The following is a 21,084-nucleotide window of genomic DNA, read 5'->3' as shown; positions in this document are numbered from 1 at the left end:
AGCCGGATGAAACTTCAGTGGCAGGTCATACGGTATCCAGAATGCAACCGAAAGATTTATCGGGCGTGGGAGATGAATTTGTCCTTTGACGACATGATTAATGACACAGTGACCCTTGTGAAAAAGGACGGCACCGTCGTCAAGGAAGGCATAAAAGCCCAAGTATCCAAGGGATCGATCATCACATTCGATGCGAGCCTGCCGATTGAGCCAGGCGACCATTTTGTCCGAATCCAGCAAAGTGGGCTTGCGGAAGATTATATTGTCGTCGATCCCGGCTACATGTCCGGCATCGGCGGCAGGGCTGGCATTCCCAACCACTTCCAATCCAAAGTTCGCCGCAGCGATGCACCCATCGCGCCGCCGTCTAAGATCATCAACAACATCCACGGCCCGAATGCTCGGGTAAATATCAACTCGACTGATAACTCGACCAACACGTCGATCACGATTCAGCCGTTGGAAGTCGCGTCCCTCATCGAGAAGATCAAGCCTCATCTTTCCTCGTTACCTGACGACACCAGAACACAAATGCAGGTTCCGATAGAGCTTCTGGAAGCCGAAATCCGATCAGGCAACCCGAAGAGTTCGGTCCTAGTGGAAGGCTCGAAGTCGATGAAAATGATCGCTGAAGGCGCGGCAGGCAATCTGGTGGCGGCCGGTATCGGAGCTATGATCGGGCCTATGTTGGGCGGCTAGGTACGCTCAGCAGGTATTTCTTAGTCGTCGAATTCGGAGCCAGCATGAAGACCATATTGACCGCCGGGCTTATTTTGGCATGCGCGAGTGTGGCTTCGGCCCAGACTTTGCCGGATTACAGTGGATCGTTCCTCTGCAAGCTTACGGCCAGTGCAGGGCTTCGTCTCAACAAGGAAGCGCAGACGTGGAACGGAGTTATCTTCGACGTGCGTAGCCAGTCCATTCTGATGAAGATAGAGACGACGGGAGAGAAAGGCAGTTCGACGATCCACGCGGAATTCGGACGATATCGGATATCGTTCAAAGATTTCGGATCGAAGGATGCTCCGCTTCAGTGTGTCAGCAACTATGCTTCTGCCAAATTCGTCCGAGAAGTGCCGATCATCGACGGTCGTATCGATTGCCGCGCCTTCAGCTCACATTACCAGGTCAATCTGACGGACAAGAAAATCCAGATCATGTTTGACGGCGGCTATATGGATGACTGGAAAGAGAACCAGGATACGCCTTATGTGGCCGTGGGTGTCTGTGAGAAGGTCTCCTGAACATGACAACAGTCGCGGAATACCAAGAATAGGGCAATCGGCGGGCTGGCGGAGCGCGCGGGATTCGAACCGGCTTAAAGGAGGGCTATAGCGTAAACGTAGTTATCATCTTCACCCGGTGCGGCGCGCCATTAAAATCAACTATTTATTGATTTTCGAGTAACCAAGCATGAAGCCTTGAGCAGCTTGCTCTTCGATACGCTTGGAAGCCAACGCTTCTGAGGCCAGGGTATAAGCAATTTCAGACATCGTCATATGGCTTCAGGAAACATCGCTGATCGCACATTTACTGTACGCGCTCGCGCTCGACACAGCCGATGGGTCGCATCTGCTCGAAGCCGCGCCGCGTAATCCAGGCGACATTGAATCAAGCTTTTAATTACATAACCACATCGCTGCCGGTCAGGACAGGTTTCGCCTCCACCTCGTCTTCTGCAAGGCTGGCATTCGCCTGCAGATGCAGGCCCATTACCGCCACGAGGAGAAAAAACCAGACGAAGCCCGAGCTGAGCAAGAATAGCGTTTCCAGAAAGCCGTAGAGCAGGACATAAAGCCAGACGCCGACATAAAGCCGCGTCAGCGGGCTGTTGCGCATGGTATCATCCATTTTGCCGAGATAGTGAAGCGGCAGCAGGCAAATCCACATCAGCACTAGCCCAAGGCCTGGGATGCCGCCTGCAAGCAGCAGGTCGAAATAGCCACTGTGGGAAGCCGGCGCGGTCGTCGCCCAGGTATTGTTTTCGGTGAAGCTCGACATCAAGGCGTCGCTGCGCCAAAAGGCCTGATAGCCGTATCCGAGGATCGGACTTTTGCGGATGTAATCGATGGCGACCACCCAGATATCGGTTCTGCCCGTAAAGCTGGCATCGACACCCATCCTCGTCAGCATCTGCGAAAACACCGGGTCGACCGTGGTGCCGACGGTCACGACGGTGAAGACCAACAGAAGCAGGGCCAAGACCACATAACGCCACTGGGGCCAGTGCACGATGAACCAGCCCGACGCGACGACGATCGGCATCAGGCCGAGCACCGTCTTGCCGCCTGACTTGATCAGGAAGAACAGCGATAACAGCAGCACCAGCAGGCCGCCGATGAAGGACCAGCGCCGGCAGAGATAAATCGCCACGATGATCAGCACCGCCATGACCGAGGCAGCCTCGTTCTTGTGCTGGAAAACCCCGCGCCAGTTACCCGCCAGAAGCGGCTCCAGCGCGTCGCTTGCCTGATGGATAGATCGTGATGGCAGGACGATGACGCCGAAGTAACACAGAAACAGGATAATCATCACGCACCCGGCAAGCAGCGTGGTGAAATGCCGCTCCGTGCGTGGCAATTGCAGAAAGCCGCCGGCAAGCACACAGATGATGGCGCACATGGCAAGCCGCCGCAGCGAAAACGCCGGCGCCTCGCCTACCAGCGAGGTGAAGACAAACCAGCCGAAAATCGCCGCCATCAGCAGGCGCGGCGTGAAGACGAGGGAAAGCGAACGTTCCCTCGCCATGAATACCATGAAACTGAAAAGCAGAATGATCGCGGTGAGTTGGTTCAGCAGGTTGGACCCAGCCGCCATGGCAGAGCCCTGATAGGTCGAGGAAAGCGAAACATAGGGCGAGAAGCCGACCGTGAAATAAAGGAACGTCACATAGAACAGTGTATTCCGCCAATATCCACGCGCCTGTTCTTCGTGCGCTGCAGCCATAAGGGGGGCTTCTCTGTCTTTTTTCATGCGCGCCACATCGTACCCGATGCTTCATTCCGGTAACATGAATATCCCGCCAAAATCCTATTTTTTAGTTATTCCGAATGCACGGATGAATAGCAATGCCTTCATGAAAGAAAGAAGTGTAAGCGGAGAAGCAGGCGCTTTTTTGCAATCAAACAGTGTGCAGATCAGGAGTCGAGTTAGCCCTTTTAGGCCTCTAAATAAAAAGTGGCGCCTTTGCGACGAACTCCCAACTCATCACTTGACTGGAAGATATCAGTTCGGGCTTATTGGATTTCAACTAGGGGATGTTTTTTATTAGGGGGTATCGTGAAGGGCTCATTATTAGCCTGGCTGCTTGCCATGGTTTTGTACGCTGTGGGCTCTCCAGCTCAGGCTGTAAGTATAGACTGCGGAGAGAACCAGTCATTTTCGGCCGGGCTCGGAGGCTGGGGACCATGGTGGAGCGGGTCAGCTCCGGTCGTGGACACGTCCGTCGGCCACACGGATTCACAATCCTTGCGCTTACAGGGCGGTCCTGGCACGGCAAGCAGATACATATTGCCCACCGAATGCCCGCTCGGCATCGCTTATGTGAATTATTGGGTGCGTACCCAAACGGGTAGCGCTCGTATTTACACAAAGCTCGTTGATCAGGTGACCGACGCCGTCCTGTACGATTCGGTCAACGCCGGACCGACCATTGTGGGGACGACTTGGACAAGGATTTCGATTCCCGCCATGATCACCAATGAGACACTCATTGGCATTACCGCCGAGCCGGTTTCGCCGGCAACCAACACAACAGTTTATATTGATGACGTCGTCGTTGCGAATGATGCCTGCGCAAACCAGTCTTTCACGCAAGACACGGGCGGGTTTGTGGTTTGGTGGAGCGGCAATGCGGTGGCCAGAACCTCCCCCGGACGAACAGATAACTGGTCGCTCAAACTGAGCGGTTCTCCATATGGCACCGCCAAGCGAGATATAAGCCCCGGCGAATGCCCTCAGCCATTAACCCGAGTTGCTTATTATGTCCGAGCGGAGACGGGAAGCGCTCTTGTTCACACAAAACTCGTCGATCAGGTAACTGACGAAACACTATGGGATACCAACACCGGCCCGATTGCCGTTTCTTCAACGGCCTGGACGCGCGTCGTTATTGACGTTCCCATGCCGAATACAACATTGATCGGTATTACAGCCGAAAGACAGGATGGCGGTGCGGTCTCGGTGCTGGTCGACGATGTCATGCTGAATCCAGGCATCGCCGCCTCCCCCCCAACGCAGCCAGACAACGTACCTGTTCCCGTTCGCGATGGTTGGGCCCTGACTTTTTCGGATGAATTCTCGAATGGTACACTTGATCCCGCAAAGTGGGTGGCAATCACCACGGGCCCAACATACGGATCTAGCACGGAGGGTTTTGGCGAGACCTGGGGAACGGAGTGCTATAACGCTTCGCAAGTAGCGATCCAAAACGGATCGCTACAGTTGACCGCAAAGCAGCAGTCCGTGAGCTGCCTGGGGATCACGAAATCGTGGCTCAGCGGACTTGTCATCTCGAAGGATCGCTTTTCGCAGGCTTTTGGCCGTCTGGAGGCACGGATCAGAATGCCAGTCGCAAGGGGATCTTGGCCAGCGTTCTGGATGATGCCGCAATTGCAAAAGAACTGGGGAACCTGTGGCATGTACTGGCCCTGCGGAGGCGAAATCGACATTCTTGAATATGTGGGGCAACTCAACTCGACGACCAATGCCACTGAAGACAAAACAGTGCACAGTACTTTGCACTGGGGTACATCGACTGGTGGGCATACACAGGACTCCGGTTCGGCAAATGTTGTCCCCAGCGTCGACCGTTGGACGGTATACGCGGCTGAATGGGATACGACAGGCATCTCGTTCTTCGTCGATGACACCTTTGTCAAAAAGGTCGCGTTTCCCCTGCCCAACAGTTCAGGACTTTACACCGGGGCAGAGCCATTCAATGTTCCATTCTACTTTATATTGAACCAGTCCGTGGGAGGCGCTTGGCCGGGGACACCAGATCCCGCAGATTATCCTAACACTGTCAAAATCGACTATGTTGCGGCATATAAACGTCCATGACCGGTACGTTTATTCAATTGCATGTGCGATGGCTGTATCCAGGAAGAACAACTCTAATCACGTGTTCTTCAGATTTTAGGTATTTTTTGAACGTATACATCATAAATTCTTGTGAGCATCGTAACTACGATAATCCGGTGACTTTTTCGACATGATGCGCCGCGTTGCCTCTATCTGCATTTGAGGCGAAGGACGTGAACGGTTGAGTACTTCAGGAGTGGCAATGCAAAAGGTTTATTCCATCCAGTCTCTGAGGGCGCTCGCGGCGTTTTCGGTCTTGCTGTTTCATATAATCGGCGAACCGTTTACGATTGGAGCGGCAGGTGTGGATGTCTTTTTTGTCATCTCCGGCCTCATCATGGGATCGTTCGCGGCAACGGCGGGGCCGGGAGCGTTTTTATATCATAGGCTGGTCCGTATTGTGCCCCTATACTGGGCCGTGACCCTGGTAATGTGTGTCGGTGCGATGGCGGGCGTTTTTTCAACCTTCACCTTCACGCTCGAACATTTATGGAAATCGCTGTTTTTTATTCCATATGCAGGCGACAACGGCGAGGTGGTTCCCCTGTTGGTCGTGGGCTGGACCCTCAATCTGGAAATGTTCTTCTATATTGTCTTTGCACTTGGACTTGCTTTGCGCGCGCCGCTGGCTGTGACGGTCGGCATCCTGTCCGCCATGGCTTTGGCAGGACAGGTTTTCAACTGGCAATCCCCCTTCATGCAGACCTGGACATCGCCGCTTTTGCTGGAATTTCTTGGCGGCCTCCTGCTGTCGCGCTTCATGTTCCAGGGAATGCAAGCGGGTATCGCTGCGCTTGTCGTATCATTGACGGGTTTCGTTGCCGCAGCCCTGATAAGCGAGCAATCCGGAATGCTGCGCCTGATGACGTGGGGCGTGCCTGCCTTTTTCCTTGTGGCCGGATGCGTGTGGCTTGAGAATGCCGGATCGTGGCCAAAACGCCTGTTTAAACCCATCGAGATTGTCGGGGATTCATCCTACGCCCTTTATCTTCTGCATGGCCTGGTGATTTCAATCGTCCATAAGATACTGGCGCCCGGACTTCTCGCAGGGGTCGTCATCATCATCGTTGCGCTGACGGTGTCGGTCTTTGCGCATTTCCTGTTCGAACGGCCGCTGATCAAGCTTTTCAGACGCAGGTATGGCGGCGGGCCGCGCCGGCAAGACCAAGCCGTACCGGTGCGCTGACGCGAGGATTGGCCGGCATCGCGCATGAACAGCGTCATGCCGATACCATCATCGCCCGCAATATCCTGCACGACCTGGCGTTAGTGGAGAGCTTCGCCTTGAAGAACGGCGCCAGAACCGAAACCGCCTCATCGACGAACGTCTGTCCGTCATAGAGGTCCATGTGATTGGCCCCTTCGACGATGTGAAACGCCTTGTCCGTGCTCGCAGCACGGTCGAAGAGGTCGTCGCTCATCCACTTGCTGCCCGCCACGCTGCCGGCGACGATCTGGATCGGCTGCGTCAGATAGACGTCGGCCATGTGATAGGCATCGTAGGTGATGATCTGATTGAGGCTGCGCAGCGTTGCGAAGCCCGGCGCGGTCGCGCACTCGGCGCGCGGCGTGTGGTAATATTCCCAGGCCTGCCGCAGCTCTTCGTTCGGCGCGTCCTTTTCGGTCAGCGGCGCCAGCGGCATGGTGGCGTAACCCTTGCCTGCGGCGTCCGTCGTGCGGGCGTTCGATCCCGCCTCGACATAGGGCAGCGCGTCGATAGACCTGACGGTGTTTTCCCAGCCATTGCGGAACATCGAACCGATATTGACCGCGCTCACCGTGCCGACCGCCTTGATGCGGCGATCCTGAATGGCGGCATTGGCGGTGTAGCCCGCACCGGCGCAGATGCCCATCGCGCCGATCCGATCCCTGGCGACGTAAGGCAACGTGGTCAGATAATCGATGACGGCGCTGACATCCTCGGTGCTGACATAGGGATTTTCGAGCTGGCGCGGTTCACCGCCGCTCTCGCCCTGATAGGAACGGTCGAAGGCGATGGTGACGAAACCCTGTTCGGCGAGCTTCCTGGCGTAGGTGCCAGCGGTCTGCTCCTTCACGCCGCCGCCGGGATGCGAAACGACGACAGCCGGCCAGGTTTTCGTTTCATCGAAACCTTCGGGGAAATTGATCACGGCCGACATGACGATGGTCGGGTTGTTCGAATTGCTGAAGCTGATCTTGCCCATTTCCAGTCTCCTTCTGTTGAGCCAGCGGCGGTTTGAAATTCTTTCCGGGTATCCGCTTGCCGATGGAGGTAATCTACGTCAGAAAGATTGTGTCGATTAGACAGGGAATTCATATTGGGCCTATCACTGGAGTGATGAATGAGGCGGGATGAGATTGCCGATCTGGCGGCGTTCGTCGTCGTCGCCGAGGAGCGCAGCTTCACCAAGGCGGCAGCGCGTCTCGGCATGGCGCAGTCCGCCCTCAGCCAGATCGTGCGGCGGATCGAGGAAAGGCTCGGTGTGCGGCTTTTGTCGCGCACGACACGGAGCGTCGCGCCGACCGAAGCGGGCGAGCGGCTGATCGCGACGCTCGGTCCCATGCTGCACGATCTCGATGTGGCCGTCGCGTCGCTCGGCGATCTGCGGGATCGACCGTCTGGCACGATCCGCATCACCACCGTGGAGCACGCGGCCAAGACAATCATCGTTCCGGCAATGAAGCGGCTGCTGCCGGACAATCCCGACATCAAGGTGGAAATCACCATCGACTACGGTCTGGCCGATGTCGTTGCCGACCGCTTCGACGCGGGTGTCAGGCTCGGCGGCGACATTGCGAAGGACATGATCGCTGTGCGCATCGGACCGGACACGCCGATGGCGATTGCCGGTTCACCCGATTACTTTCAGAAACATCCGGCGCCAACGTCGCCATCGCAACTCGTCGATCATCGTGCGATCAATCTGCGGCTGCCGACATCCGGCACGCTGAACGGCTGGCGTCTCACACCCGGCGGCCGGGAGACGCGCGTTCGCATCGACGGGCCTCTGGTCCTCAACACCATCGATCTTATTCTGGACGCGACACTGGACGGGCACGGCCTCGCCTATCTGCCGCTCGATCAGGTTCAGCCGCATCTGGATGCAGGCCGACTGATGCGGGTGCTCGGCAAGTTCACGCCCGACCTGCCTGGCTATCACCTCTATTATCCCCACCGGCGGCATCCATCCGCCGCCTTCAGCCTGTTCGTCGAGACCCTGCGGTTTCGCGGGTAACATTGAGAGCGCCGGATGAAACGATCCGGCTGGGGCTGCGTCAAAAGGCCCCTGCCCGAGGGCATGAATTGGCGTTGTTGAAGCAGCCGGTTTGAGGTAGCCCTATCCTCGATAGATTGTATCAAGTAACAGACTGGAAATACTCAAATGATGGATTGGGATTGGGTAGATTTGTTCCCCTTGGTCTTCTTTCCGTTCAAGATTATCGTGTTGGGCACGGGCATGTTCTTCGCCATCAAGTGGCATCACGATCAGGCGAAGAAGGAAAAGGGCCCCAGCGGCCCGTAAGCGCCCGCCGGTCGGGCAGCGAAAAGTTCAGATTTCATCGGATGGATGTTTTCGCGCGTGAACCGGTGCCGGGGAACCCCATGGCGATGGTTGCCGATGCGGATGATCCAGCCGTCGCGAAGATGTTGCGTCTCGCACGGTGGACATCGATTTTGCCAGAACGGCTTTCGATTGCGCCACATCGTCGTTGAACGCCGGCGGGGATGCCTCCCCGCCGAAACGCATGCTGGAAGCGGACCGCCGCTTAGAACTCCTGCCAGTCGCCCTTTGCCGTATCCACAGCAGCATTGCCCGAAAAGGCCGAGGCGATCTTGCGGCCCAGCGCGCGGACCGGGGACGCCACATATTTGTCGCTGCCACCGGCGCTGCGGACCGGCGCAGGCTGGCTCTTTGGCTGATACGCGCCGTCGGCGAGCCGGAACTGGGAGAGCAGCTGGTTGAGCGACGCCACTTCCTTGGCGAGGCTGTGGCTTGCGGCATTGGTTTCTTCCACCATGGCCGCATTTTTCTGCGTGTCCTGATCCATCTGGTTGACCGCCGTATTGATCTGCTGCAGACCGGAAGACTGTTCCTGCGCAGCCTCCACGATGGAGACGACGTGCCGGTTGATTTCCTGCACTTCCGAAACGATGGTCGCCAGCGCCTTGCCGGTGTCGCCCACCAGCTGAACGCCCTGCTGCACCTGATCGTTCGAGGTGTTGATCAGCGCCTTGATCTCCTTGGCGGCATGGGCGGAGCGCTGGGCAAGCTCGCGCACTTCCTGCGCGACGACGGCAAAACCCTTGCCGGCCTCGCCCGCACGGGCGGCTTCCACGCCGGCATTCAGCGCCAGAAGGTTGGTCTGGAAGGCTATTTCGTCGATGACGCCGATGATATTGCTGATCTCATTGGCGGATTTCGCAATCTGCTCCATGGCGACCACGGCGCGGCGCACCACCTCGCCGGATTGTTCGGCGCCCGCCTTGGCACGGCTGACGATCAGGCCCGCCTCCTGCGCACGCTTGGTGGAATCCCTGACCGTCGTGGTGATTTCTTCCAGAGCGGCGGCGGTTTCCTCGACAGCCGCAGCCTGCTGCTCGGTGCGCTTGGCCAGATCGTCGGCGGCAGATTTGATCTCATCCGCACCCGCGCCGATGCCGCTGGCGTTCTGGGCCACCTTGGTCAGGGCCGCCTGCAGCTTTTCGGCGGACATGTTGAAATCGTTACGAACGGCGTCGAGCGTGGCGGTGAACGGCTGGCCGATGCGATAGGAAACATCGCCTTCCGAAAGCTTCGAAAGACCGGCTGCGAGATTGTCGACGGCGAACTTGACGTCGGCCGCTTCCCTTGCCTTCTGCTGCTCGCGCTCCATCCGGTCTTTCTCCGAGAGGCTGCGATTGGCTTCGGTTTCCTGCTCGAGACGAATGCGCTCGATGGCGTTTTCGCGGAAGACCTGCACGGCCTTCGCCATCTGGCCCACCTCGTCGCGGCGCGCCATGCCGTCGATTTCCGTCGCCGTCTCGCCGCCGGCAAGCGACACCATCCGCTCGCGCAGGCGGGCGATAGGGGTTGTGATGCCGCGGGACGCCACGAACAGCGCCAGAATGATGCCGACCGCAAAAGCGATACCGACAACCACCAGCGAGGTGAAGATGGTCGAGTTCGTCTGATCCGTCAGTTCGTCGCTTCCCTCAACGACGCCCTTGGCGAGCTTGTCCAGCAGCGCCGTTAGGGCAACCGAAGTCGCCTGAATGGAGGCGTCCGCCTTGAGCAGCTGGGCAGCGGATTCCTCATTACGGTTTGCCATACCAAGTTCGACAGCCTTGTCCGTCATGGCGGTTATGGCCTGCGACTGCGCGATGAAGGCGTCCATGGCGGCGGACTCTTCGGGAAAAACAGTCTTCACATTATTGAGACGCTGCAGGAGCGCGCCCTTGCTGTCACTGTAGGCCTGCTTGGCGGCCTTTATCTCCGGCCCGTTCACGTCATACGCCATGACCTGATAGGCGCCATAGGCCAGGGCAACCAGATTTCGGTTGGCACGCGCAAGCTCCACCAGAGCGGCGTTGTCGTTGGCGATAAAGAGCGAGTAGGCCGTGTCCGCTTCCTTGTAGCGGGTGGACATGAAGGCGGCTGCGCCAAGGCCGACGATGCAGAGCGGCAGAATGAGCGACAGGATTTTGGTGCGGATACTGGCGTTTTGAAGAAAAGACACGGAAAGCCTCACGTCATTGAAAAAACCGCTCCTTCCCCGTGCCGGAGGTGTTCGGCAAGACTGACATTGCACGTCGAACGCCCCGATCATCGAGACTTCGCTAGCCACATCATAGGCTCTGGCCGCATCTGCATCATGCATGCGCCGCAGAAAGCCGCCTGTCCCTTCCAATACGGGGAGGCCGCTCACCACGGTTGGCGCGGCGGCCCGCCAGCAGGCGGGAACGCCAGGCCAAATTCCCTGAAAAAAGCGGAAGCGAGCGAATTTTCAGCCGTCGCTCCCGGTTTATTTTCCAGTAAAATGATTATAGTCAAAAACTTTACAATTCCTTCACGCCACGGTGGGCAAAGCACGGGTGTTTTTTGCCCCCGGAGACCGGTCGTCAACTGCCCGGCGCAAAGGGCCGCGCCCTTCGCGTGGCCGCCCATCGCTGCAAGATGGCGGCCATGACGCAAGTCCGGCCATGGCGGCGAATATCATCGCGATGTCGCGATAGGCGGCGGCGAAACCGAAACGGGCAATCCATGGCTGGCTTGCCAGCGGCGAGATGAAATGCCCGAGAAACATCGAAGCGGTGACGATGCCGGCGATACGCCCGCGCAGTCTGAGCGGCGCCAGCATGATGGTGGTGGACATGATGCCCGGCATCACCACGCCAAGGCCAAACCCCACCACCGCAAGCGATGACAGCATGGCGACCAGCCCTTCGGCCATGGCGAGCAGCGCAAAACCCGTCGCCATCGACACCAGCCCGGCGGCAATGATGGCGGTCACGCTGGCCCTTGCCCGCAATCGCCCGAAATTGAGCGCCGCCAGCGCCCCGGCCAGATTGAAAATGCCGATGGCGTATCCCGCAATGCTGCCGGAAAACACTCCAAGCTCCCGCAGGAAAAACGGCAATTGCGAGGGAATGGTGTAAAACAGGGCATTGACGAGAAATACCGCCAGCGCCAGCACACCCACCAGCAGCCAGTTGACCGCAAAGTCCTGTTCGCCGCCGGTTTTTATACGGCTGTCGCTTCTGACCGGTTCCGTCAGAAAGAACAGGGCCGCCGGCAGAATGAACAAGGCGACGGCATAGACCGCGAAGGGCGCACGCCAGTGCAGATCCGCCAGCAAACCGCCGGCCACCACAAAAACCACGCCGCCGATCTGGGTAAAAGCCTGTTGCAGGCCGAGATAACGCTCCCGCGCCGGGCCTTCGAAGTAATCGCCCACCAGCGCCGTGCCGATCGTCATGATGGCGCCGATCGCCAGCCCCAGAAAGGCGCGCCCGACGAGCAGGCCGGTAAGACTTTCGGCAAAAAGGCCGGACATGCCGGAAAGGCTGTAGAGCAGGATCGCGCCGAGCAGCAGCCGCTTGCGGCCGAAGCGATCCGCCAGCACACCGGCAATGGGCGCGCAGAAAGCCACGAAAACCGAAGGCAGCGTCAGCACCATGCGGCTCATGATATCCACATGCGGCGTCGACAGGAAAGTCTGCTCGATGGCCGGCAGCGAAGGTGCGACCGTGGTTCCGGCCATGATGGTGAGCGTGGCGACGAACAGCAGCGTCACTTTCAGGGCGAGGGATTTTTCGGCCATCTCACGCCCCCTTGTAAGGCGTTGCGGACCGCGCCTGTTTCAGCGCCCGCGCCCACCAACCAAGCTTGTTCATCATCGTCTCCAGCGCGCCTGCCGCCGGCGCGCCGGCGTCGAACTGGCCGGCGGCATCGACACGATCCCAGGGATTGGCGAAGCTGACGACATCGCGGATCGTCACCGCATGCAGTTCCGCAAAGACGGGACGAAGCTGCTCGGCGGCGCGCAGGCCACCGGAAATCCCGCCATAGGACACGAAGGCCACGGGTTTGGCGCCCCATTCGTCATAGGCGGAATCGATCAGCACCTTCAGCGCGCCGGGGTAACTGCGGTTATATTCCGGTGTGACGACGATGAAGGCATCGGCGCCATCGAGGCTTTTCCGAAGCTCCCGCACCGCGGCGCGCTCGGGCGCGTGGTCCTGCGGCAGATCGAGTTCGCGCGGGTCGATGACCGCAAGCTCCAGTCCCGGCAGGGCGTCGAGCCGCTCCAGCAGCCATTTGCCGATGACATCGCAGAAGCGCGGATTGCGGGCGCTGCCGAAGATGATGCGGATGGAAAGAGTATTATCGCTCATGGAACGTCCTTCAACAGTGTGTTCCATGTCCTGATAATTCCTCAACTATAGTTGAGGTCAATAGCTGCGCAGAAAAAAAGCGGCAGGTTCAAAACCTGCCGCATCCGTCTCTTGCAGTGGCGTGGGGTGCTTCAGGCCGCCGCGCGCCGTAGCGCTGTCGCAACCTTGTGGATATGCGCCGCACCAATGCCGCAGCAGCCGCCGATCATGGTCGCGCCCGCATCCGCCCAGGAGCAGGCAAAACGGGAATAAACATCGCCGGTCAGATCGGCGCGCGTGCCATGCAGCCCTTCATTGGCGGCGGAATCGCCCTGCTCGCCTTCGAAGGCATTGGCGTAGACGCCGATTTCCAGCGACACAGCCTTTTCCGCGAAGACGGAGGCGGCCGTCTCGACGGCGGCCTTCATGACTTCCGGCTTGCTGCAATTGAACAGAAGCGCGGCGGCACCCGATTGCGCCGCCCATTCGGCGGCCGCCCTGACCGTTTCACCGGAGCGAAGCGCGGGCTCGCCGCCGGCCGCAGCCGCATCGTCGTTGAGCGTGAAGGAAATCCAGAACGGTTTGCCGCTCGCGGCAACGGCCTCGCGCACCGCCTCACCCTCGGCGATCAGGCTGAGGGTCTCGCCGAGCCAGACATCGACATGAGGCGCGAGATTGTCGACCAGCACCTTCAGATAGGCCTGCACCCGCGTGGCATCGAAATTCTGCGGCTCATAGGAACCGAAAATCGGCGGCAGCGAACCCGCCACCAGCACCCTGCGACCGGAAGCATCCGCCGCCTCGCGCGCCAGCCTGCCCGAAAGGGCGATCAGCGATGCGCCATCCTTCTGGAAACGCTCTTCGCCGATGTGGAAGGGCACCAGCGCATAAGAATTGGTGGTGACGACATCGGCGCCGGCTTCGATGAATTCCGCATGCACCTGCCGCACGATCTCGGGCGCGTCGATAAGCGCCAGCGCCGACCATTCCGGCTGTTTCAGCTCGGCCCCGAGCCGCTGCAATTCGCGGCTCATGCCGCCGTCGAGGATACGGATTGTGCTCATGGTCATACTCCCTGAATGTTTATCGCCTGACCGGCACCTGCTGTTCGACAAGGCCGAAACAGCGGGCGATGATGGCGGTGAGAATGAGATAGAAGACGGTGACGACGATCAGCGGCTCATAGACCAGAAGCGTATCCTGCCGCACCTTGTAGGCGACGGCGTAGAGGTCCATCACCGTCACGGTGAAAGCAAGCGGCGTGGCTTTAAGCTGCATCACCACCTCGCCGGCAATGGTCGGCAGCGCGATGCGGATGGCGCGCGGCAGCCAGATGCGGCGAATGAGGGTGAAACGGCCCATGCCGAAAGCCCTGCCCGCCTCCAGCTCGCCTTTCGGCACCGCCAGCAGCGCGCCGCGCAGAACTTCCGCCTCATAGGCCGCATAGTTCAGCGTGAAGCTGACGGCCGCGAAGAAGAACCCTTCGCGCAGCACCGGCCACATGAAGCTCTGGCGCAGGCCGGGGATCATCGGCAGAAGCGAGCCGACGCCGTAATAAAGCAGCCAGAGCTGGATGAGCAGCGGCGTGCCCCGGAAGAAGGTGCAATAGGCCCGCGCCAGGATTTTCGTCATCCGCCCGCCGCTCACCTGCGCAAAGGCAAGCCCGATGGCCAGAAGAAACCCGATGCTGACGGAGATGACGAGCAGCGCCACCGTCTGCCATGCACCCGAAAGAAGCAGCGGCCAATATTTCGCGACCCATGAAAAATCCATGCCGTCCCCTCCTCAGGCCAGGGCCGGCTGGCCGCGCCGCACGCGGCGTTCGAGCAGCGAAAAAACGAGGTTCGAAACAAGCGTGATGGCGAGATAAAGCAGGGCGGCGGCGAGGAAAAACAGGAAATATTGCTTGGTGCTGGCCCCGGCGAGACGCGTCGCGAGCGCCAGTTCCTGATAACCGACAACCGCCACCAGGGCGCTGTCCTTGGTCACCGCAAGCCAGAGATTGCCGAGCCCCGGCAAGGCGTTCGGCAAAAGCGCCGGCAAGACCACCCGGCGGAACCGTAAGGCGGGCGACATGCCGAAGGCGCGCGCCGCCTCGATCTGCCCGCTCGGAATGGCAAGGATCGCCCCGCGCAGCACCTCGGTCATATAAGCCCCCTGCACGAAACCCAGAACCGCAACGGCGGCGACGAAACCGTTCACCTCCAGCGGCGGCATGCCGGCGAGCAGCAGCAGTCGGTTGAGACCGTCAGTCCCGGCATAATAAAGCCCGACGATAAGGATCAGCTCGGGAACAGCGCGGATCGCGGTGGTATAGAGATTGAGCAGCAGGCCAAGCGGCCTGTTGCCCGAAAGCTTGCCGAGCGCCCCGGCCATGCCGATGGCAAGGCCGATCAGATAGGCGCCGGCGGAAATGGCAAGCGTCGATGCCGCACCCTTCAACAGGGTGCCGCCCCATCCCGGAGGATAGGGAGACAGAAGTTGCAACGTGGTTTCAAGGCTTGCCATATGCGTGACCGATCAGACCGAATTACTGCCCGTAAATATTGAAGCTGAAGTACTTCCTGGTGATCTCGTCATATTTGCCGCTGGCGCGCACGGCGGCAATTGCCGCATTCAGCTTGGCCTTGAGTTCGGTGTCTTCCTTGCGCAGGCCGCCCGAAACGCCGAGACCGAGGATTTCCTTGTCGTCGGCGACATCGCCCATGTCGGCGCAGCAATCCTTGCCCGCATCGCTCTTCACGAAAGCGTCGAGAACGATGGAATCGCCGAAGACATAGTCGATACGGCCGGCCGCAAGATCCTGAAACGCCTCGTCCAGCGTCTGGTAGGTCTTCTCATCGGCGACACCGGCGAAATATTTCTTGTAATATTCGGACTGGATGGTGGCCACCTGAATGCCGATGGTCTTGCCCTTGACGTCCTCAGCCGTCGCACCCGCCTTTTCGCCCTTGGCGCCGATCAGCTTGCTCGGCGTGTTGTAATATTTATCGGTGAAATCGATGATCTTCTGACGCTCTTCCGTGTTCGACATGGAGGACCAGATAACGTCGAATTTCTTCGTCTGCAGCGCCGGGATGAGGCCATCCCAGGAGAGCTCCACGATCGAGCATTTTTCCTTCATTTCCGCGCAGACGGCGTCCATGAGGTCGATTTCCCAGCCCTGCCACTTGCCGCTGGCATCCTTGGCGAAGAAGGGCGGATAGGCCTCGTTCATGATGCCGAAGCGCACCTCGGCGCTGGCGGTGAAGGCGGAAAACGCAAATGCCGTTCCGGCAAGCAGCGTGGCGAAGAATTTCATTCAAGTCTCTCCTGTTAAAACGGACTGTCAGGCAAAAGGGTCAATTGGCGAGCGCGCCGGTAAATTCCCGGCAGCGGGCGCTCAAGGGGTTTCCGAACACCTGCGCCGGCGGCCCCGCCTCCTCCACCCGGCCCTGATGCAAAAACACGACCTGCGAGGATACATCGCGCGCAAAGCGCATTTCGTGGGTGACAAGCAGCATGGTGCGGCCTTCCTCGGCCAGATCGCGAATGACCTTCAGAACCTCGCCCACCAGTTCCGGATCGAGCGCTGAAGTGGGTTCGTCGAACAGCATCACCGCCGGTTCCATACAGAGCGCACGCGCAATGGCGGCGCGCTGCTGCTGCCCGCCGGAAAGAAATGCCGGATAGGCGTTTTTCTTGTCATAAAGCCCAACCTTGTTCAGCAGGGCTTCGGCCTTTTCGACCGCCTCCTGCCGCCTGACACCGAGAACATGAACGGGCGCCTCGATGACGTTTTCGAGAACGGTGCGATGGGCCCAGAGATTGAAATTCTGGAACACCATGCCAAGGCCGGTGCGCAATTTTTCCACCTGCCGCCAGCTTTTTGGCACGGCCTTGCCGTCGCGGCCGGTCTTTGTGGCGATTTCCTCGCCATTGACGATGACGCGGCCGCGATCCGGCGTTTCGAGAAAATTCATGCAGCGCAGAAAGGTGCTTTTACCGGAACCGGAAGACCCGATGATCGAGATGACATCGCCCTTGTGGGCCTGCAAGGAAACGCCCTTCAAAACTTCATGCGTGCCGAAGCTCTTGTGGATGTCATCCGCCTCGAGCGCGCAGGCGCCTGTATCTGCCATCGATTGACCTAGCCGATCCGTTTTTTCAGTGCCGCCGCGCCAATAGCCGGGGTTTCGCGGTGCGACGTGCACAATAACAAAGACTTGAGCCGCGCATGTTTAGCGAAAATAGCCGCAGACGCGCGCAACAATCGGCTCTTTTACATATTTGCAACGAAAAATCATTTCAAAATATCACCTGGAGCGAACGACAGGGGAAGCCTGCCCCCGCAGCGGTGCCGGGGCAATGCCCGCTCCACCGCCGGGTCTCTCCTGTTCCGCCTCCGCTTCGTCCTCCACCGGGGTGGTCCGCGCAAATCCTATTTTTTAGTTATCCATGATGCACGGGGAAATAACACCGCGATTGTGCGCTTTTCTTCGGGAAGTCGGAGCCCGGAGACAAAGGACAAGACGGAAGCTTGCCAAAATTGACGCCAGACCCCAAAAAATCGCCTACAAAAATTTATCCATATTTCATCCAAAGGTTGCTTGCTTGAGTGTATTTTATTAACCTCGAACGATGCGGCTGATACAGATTAATATCTTGATATAAATATAATTTATCCGAAATACGATACTTTCGATCCCACCGGATTGCAGGTTTTATATCTATATTAATACATTCAAATATACGCTGCCTATGGTTGATTTCGTCAATGCACAAAAGGTGGGGGCCGACGGTGGACGTTCCGATACACACCCATATGGACGATGGCGATAGCGGTCACTTGACACAACGCCCGGTTCAAATCGGTGTGTCCGGCATCCGCCCCATGCGCCGGGAAGACGTCCCGGCTGTCGAGGCCGTGCTCAACAGCGCTTTCAGGAAGACCGGGCAGGAGCGGAACTTCGATTTCGGCTCCTATATCGAAAAACTGTTTTTCGGCAGTCCCGCCTTCAGTCCGGAAAACGGCAGCGTTGTCTATGACGCCGGGGAGAACGGGGTCACCAGTGTCATTCTCGCCGTGCCCATGCGCTTCGTTGCGAATGGAAAAACCATCACCGCACGGCTGCTCTGCGCCTTCGCATCGGACGGGAAACGCGGCGCACTCGGCGCAGCGCGTCTGTCCCGCGGCATGCGGGCCTCCAAACACGACATGTTGTTCTCGGATACGGCTTCACCCGTCAGCGCCGATCACTGGGTGGCGACCGGCGGCAACATGTTGCCGATTGAAAGCCTGCAATGGCACAAGGCGCTCAAGCCCTTCTGCACCATCGCGCTGCGCATGCCGCGCCGTTCGAAACTGGCAAAGACCACGCTGGCGCTCGCCGCGCTCGGATTTGTGGATGGAATCCTGCGACGGTGGAAAAAGGGTCTGAGACCGCAGGAGGCCGCCGGCGCTACGGTGAGAACCGTGGATTACGAAACCTTCCGCCGCAGGGCGCTCGCGATGATCGAGCGTTTTTCCATTCGCCCGGAATGGTCTCACGAGGAATTCCACTGGCTGATCGAGATGAGCAGGGCCAATGAAAGCCTCGGCGAACTGAAAGGCGTGTTGATCGAGAATGCCGAAGGCCATGCCATGGGCGCTGCGCTGTTTTTCGGCCAGCGGGGGAGAACGGCCTATGTGCTCAATCTCGTCTGCGATGCCGGTTGCGAAAACGATGTCCTCAACACCCTGTTCCGCCATTTCGATGACGAGAACTATGCCCATGTCACCGGCATGGCGCAGCCCTTTCTCATCAACGCGCTTTACCGCCAGAACCACATGAGCTTCCGCCATGACGGTTATTTCTGCATGGCGACGCGCGATGACGCCCTGCGGGAAAGGGCGCTGGCCGGCGATATTTATATTGGCGGACTGTGCTCGGAGAGCTGGAGCAAGCTCATCACCGACTATTGAGCCCCTGCCCCGCCTCACGACGGAAGACGGATCGAAACCCTCAAGCCTTGCTGAACCGCCCGACATTGGCCGAGATGAGATGGCGCAGCGCTTTCGCATAACGTTTGGAGCGCGTCTTGGCCGCCAGCGCGCTGGTCCAGTCCACCATCGACCCGTTAATATCGAAATCGCCGAGCTGGCCTTCCGGAATATCGCCCTTTTCGATGCGCTCGACGATGGAGGCGAGCGCCGCATAGAATTCCGGCGAGCGATAGGGCGGATGCAGTGAATACATGCCCTTGCCCGTACCGAGAAAATCGAGGCGATAAACACCCGTGCGCATCATGTTCGTGCTCAGCACCTCCTCGGCGGGCATCGAGACAGGCTGCTGGTTATAGGCATAGGAGCGGATGCGCCGTTTGACATCGGGCTTGAGCAGTTCCAGCGAGCCGATGCGTTTCGCAAAGCGTTCCATATCGATCATGAAAAGCCGGGTGGAAACGGTGGCGAAACGCCAGGTGGGAATGCGCGACGGCAGCTTGCGCGGCGCAGGTATGTTCTTCACGCCGGGCATGCCGACATGGCGGGAAATATCCAGATCGCCGCGCACCGTCGGCGGCCCGGAAAAGGGCGTGATGCACAGCGCATCCGGATTGGCCTTCTGAAGCGCGATAGCCTCGCCGAACCAGCTCTGGCTGCCGCCGCCGAACATCATGTCGCTGTCCATATGCAGCACATAACGGGCATTGGCGCGTTTCAGCCCGTAGAAATAGACATGGAAAGGCCCGCCATCGAAAGCCTTGGCGGGATAGGGGATCGGCGAGCGGGGAAAGAAGGTTTCCGACACGGCGCTGCGCGCCGCATCGCTGTAATCGACGATATCCACATGCAGATGCGGATAGTTGGTCTGCATTTCCTCCAGCATGTCGAAGAGACGCTGACGCGCCGCATCGAAACCGTTGCCCTTGTAGCGGCCGGCCCCCACCTGGCCCGTATCGACGGTGAGGAGAATGCGGTCCACCTGTCCGCCCCAGACCCTGAGCTGATGCGGCAGGGTCAGGGCCGCATGCGGGGCATCGAAGGGGTGCAGGTTGATTTGCAGCGCCTTTTGCACGGGAGGAAGCGGCATTTCAGCATTCATAGTCATGCACCACGGTTCCGGAATTCATTGATGATGGCCATCATGGGTTTTTGGTTGAAACTCCAGTCCAGCGGCAGCGGCCGGTTGGCAGTGCCATCCCGGCGCGGATAGGCCCAGCGGATCCAGCTATATTGATCCGAGATGCCCCATGTGGTGATGGAGGAAAGCGCGCCGCCCGCGGAAGCCGCCTCCAGAAACTCGCGGACCTGGCCGTTGATCAGCATATCGCGCTCGGCCTCCGGCGCGGGCAGCGTCTGGTCCATCACATCCAGCTCCGTCACCAGAACGGCAAGACCGTAACTGCGCATTTCCGTCGTGAAGGCGGCAAGCTCGTCCTTGGCGATCGGCCAGCCGCCGCGCAAATGCCCCTGCAGCCCGACGGCGTTGATCGGCGCGCCCTTCTCCAGCAGTTCGAGAATGAGATTGCGGAAGGCCGCGCGCTTGGCCGGCGATTTCTCGGCGGCAAATTCCACGTCATATTCATTGAGCACGAGCTGCGCCTTAGGATCGACCGCATGGGCGATCTCGAAAGCTTTCTTGATGGCGTCCGGCCCGGCGCCGTAATACCAGGCATCGCGCCGCGCGCGCACATTGCCCGGCACATCGGGGATCGGCTCATTGACCACGTCCCAGCTATGGATCACGTCCTTATAACGCTCCATCACCGTGACGATATGGGTCTCCATCAGCTTCTCGACCTTCACGCCACCGCCGATGCTCGCAAGCCAGGGCGCGTTGGAGGCATACCAGATCAGCGGATGACCGTGCATGGAAAGCTTGTGCTGACGGGCGAAATTGGCGATTGCATCGGCGGCGGCGAAATCGAACGCCTCCGCCGAAGGCCGCAGGACCTCCCATTTCATTTCGGTAACGGGGGTGATACGCGAGCAATATTTCACCACCGCTTCGCCGATGCGGCTATCGGCGGTGAGATCCGGCAGGTAAACGGCCGCGCCATACGGGGCGGTTTTGCTCGCCGCTTTCTTCTGCGCGGCAAAGGCCGGGCCGGCCACGGCATGCAGCAGGCCAGCGCTTGCCGCACCGCCCATAAAATTCCGCCGCCCGATCCGCATGCACCCGCCTCCGCAACCTTTATTCCCA

18 protein-coding genes and 1 pseudogene are annotated in these 21,084 nt (G+C 59.1%); 7 read left to right on the top strand and 12 right to left on the bottom strand.

Features of this window, described 5'->3' with window-relative positions:
• Both L904_RS15390 and L904_RS15385 read left to right on the top strand, forming a co-directional pair.
• The coding region (locus tag L904_RS15390) for a hypothetical protein (RefSeq protein WP_245289722.1) at positions 1–699 on the top strand (699 nt) is incomplete at its 5' end.
• 44 nt (positions 700–743) lie between these two features.
• Positions 744–1,244, top strand: a complete 501-nt coding sequence (locus L904_RS15385) for a hypothetical protein (RefSeq protein ID WP_020808877.1) — start codon at positions 744–746, stop codon at positions 1,242–1,244.
• 379 nt (positions 1,245–1,623) lie between these two features.
• Here L904_RS15385 and uppW read toward each other — a convergent pair whose 3' ends face one another.
• Entirely contained in the window at positions 1,624–2,946 is a 1,323-nt protein-coding gene (gene uppW / locus L904_RS15380) for a Wzy-type polysaccharide biosynthesis protein UppW (RefSeq protein ID WP_049832264.1), read from the bottom strand.
• A 564-nt stretch (positions 2,947–3,510) separates the two neighbouring features.
• Here uppW and L904_RS15375 point away from each other — a divergent pair.
• Together L904_RS15375 and uppZ are read left to right on the top strand one after the other, a co-directional pair.
• A complete protein-coding gene (locus tag L904_RS15375; RefSeq protein WP_020808874.1) occupies positions 3,511–5,061 on the top strand; it encodes a family 16 glycosylhydrolase in 1,551 nt (516 codons plus the stop codon).
• A 223-nt stretch (positions 5,062–5,284) separates the two neighbouring features.
• On the top strand, positions 5,285–6,268 hold the full coding sequence (uppZ, locus tag L904_RS15370; RefSeq protein ID WP_020808873.1) for a polysaccharide biosynthesis acyltransferase UppZ: 984 nt from the start codon (positions 5,285–5,287) through the stop codon (positions 6,266–6,268).
• Between the two features lie 34 nt (positions 6,269–6,302).
• Here uppZ and L904_RS15365 read toward each other — a convergent pair whose 3' ends face one another.
• Complete coding sequence (locus tag L904_RS15365; protein ID WP_020808872.1) at positions 6,303–7,268, bottom strand: alpha/beta hydrolase; 966 nt, start codon at positions 7,266–7,268, stop codon at positions 6,303–6,305.
• 138 nt (positions 7,269–7,406) lie between these two features.
• On the opposite strand from L904_RS15365, the gene L904_RS15360 reads away from it, so the two are divergent.
• Together L904_RS15360 and L904_RS27805 are read left to right on the top strand one after the other, a co-directional pair.
• Complete coding sequence (locus tag L904_RS15360; protein ID WP_020808871.1) at positions 7,407–8,300, top strand: LysR family transcriptional regulator; 894 nt, start codon at positions 7,407–7,409, stop codon at positions 8,298–8,300.
• Positions 8,301–8,447: 147 nt separating this feature from the next.
• Positions 8,448–8,588 carry a hypothetical protein gene (locus tag L904_RS27805; protein WP_020808870.1) on the top strand — a complete coding sequence of 47 codons (141 nt, stop codon included), beginning with the start codon at positions 8,448–8,450 and terminating at the stop codon, positions 8,586–8,588.
• Positions 8,589–8,832: 244 nt separating this feature from the next.
• Here L904_RS27805 and L904_RS15355 read toward each other — a convergent pair whose 3' ends face one another.
• The 8 genes and pseudogenes from L904_RS15355 to L904_RS15320 all read right to left on the bottom strand — a co-directional run bounded on the left by L904_RS15355 (position 8,833) and on the right by L904_RS15320 (position 17,040).
• Positions 8,833–10,782: a methyl-accepting chemotaxis protein gene (locus L904_RS15355; protein WP_031233422.1), complete on the bottom strand. Its 1,950-nt coding sequence runs from the start codon at positions 10,780–10,782 to the stop codon at positions 8,833–8,835.
• A 382-nt stretch (positions 10,783–11,164) separates the two neighbouring features.
• Positions 11,165–12,366: pseudogene (locus L904_RS15350) on the bottom strand (MFS transporter).
• Between the two features lies 1 nt (position 12,367).
• The gene (locus L904_RS15345) at positions 12,368–12,940 is read right to left on the bottom strand and encodes an NADPH-dependent FMN reductase (RefSeq protein ID WP_031233421.1); all 573 of its coding nucleotides are present in this window, start codon (positions 12,938–12,940) and stop codon (positions 12,368–12,370) included.
• 131 nt (positions 12,941–13,071) lie between these two features.
• Entirely contained in the window at positions 13,072–13,983 is a 912-nt protein-coding gene (locus tag L904_RS15340; RefSeq protein WP_031233420.1) for a homocysteine S-methyltransferase family protein, read from the bottom strand.
• 19 nt (positions 13,984–14,002) lie between these two features.
• Entirely contained in the window at positions 14,003–14,692 is a 690-nt protein-coding gene (locus tag L904_RS15335; RefSeq protein WP_020808864.1) for an ABC transporter permease, read from the bottom strand.
• 12 nt (positions 14,693–14,704) lie between these two features.
• On the bottom strand, positions 14,705–15,427 hold the full coding sequence (locus tag L904_RS15330) for an ABC transporter permease (RefSeq protein WP_035262440.1): 723 nt from the start codon (positions 15,425–15,427) through the stop codon (positions 14,705–14,707).
• 22 nt (positions 15,428–15,449) lie between these two features.
• Positions 15,450–16,220 (bottom strand): transporter substrate-binding domain-containing protein, encoded by a 771-nt coding sequence (locus L904_RS15325; protein WP_020808862.1) that lies wholly within the window; start codon positions 16,218–16,220, stop codon positions 15,450–15,452.
• 40 nt (positions 16,221–16,260) lie between these two features.
• A complete protein-coding gene (locus L904_RS15320) occupies positions 16,261–17,040 on the bottom strand; it encodes an ABC transporter ATP-binding protein (RefSeq protein WP_020808861.1) in 780 nt (259 codons plus the stop codon).
• Between the two features lie 752 nt (positions 17,041–17,792).
• Between L904_RS15320 and L904_RS15315 the strand changes: the two genes are divergently transcribed.
• Positions 17,793–18,863 (top strand): hypothetical protein, encoded by a 1,071-nt coding sequence (locus tag L904_RS15315; RefSeq protein WP_059762587.1) that lies wholly within the window; start codon positions 17,793–17,795, stop codon positions 18,861–18,863.
• A gap of 40 nt (positions 18,864–18,903) precedes the next feature.
• Here the strand turns inward: L904_RS15315 and uppG are convergent, their stop codons facing one another.
• Positions 18,904–19,983 (bottom strand): polysaccharide biosynthesis glycosyltransferase UppG, encoded by a 1,080-nt coding sequence (uppG, locus tag L904_RS15310; protein WP_035262347.1) that lies wholly within the window; start codon positions 19,981–19,983, stop codon positions 18,904–18,906.
• A gap of 2 nt (positions 19,984–19,985) precedes the next feature.
• A complete protein-coding gene (gene uppI, locus L904_RS15305; RefSeq protein WP_020813672.1) occupies positions 19,986–21,056 on the bottom strand; it encodes a polysaccharide biosynthesis UDP-hexose transferase UppI in 1,071 nt (356 codons plus the stop codon).
• Between the last annotated feature and the right edge of the window lie 28 nt (positions 21,057–21,084).

Origin of the sequence: Agrobacterium sp. LY4 (genome assembly GCF_001526585.1) — a bacterium.
GTDB lineage: Bacteria > Pseudomonadota > Alphaproteobacteria > Rhizobiales > Rhizobiaceae > Agrobacterium > Agrobacterium leguminum.
This window is presented reverse-complemented; position numbering and strand designations above follow the sequence as displayed.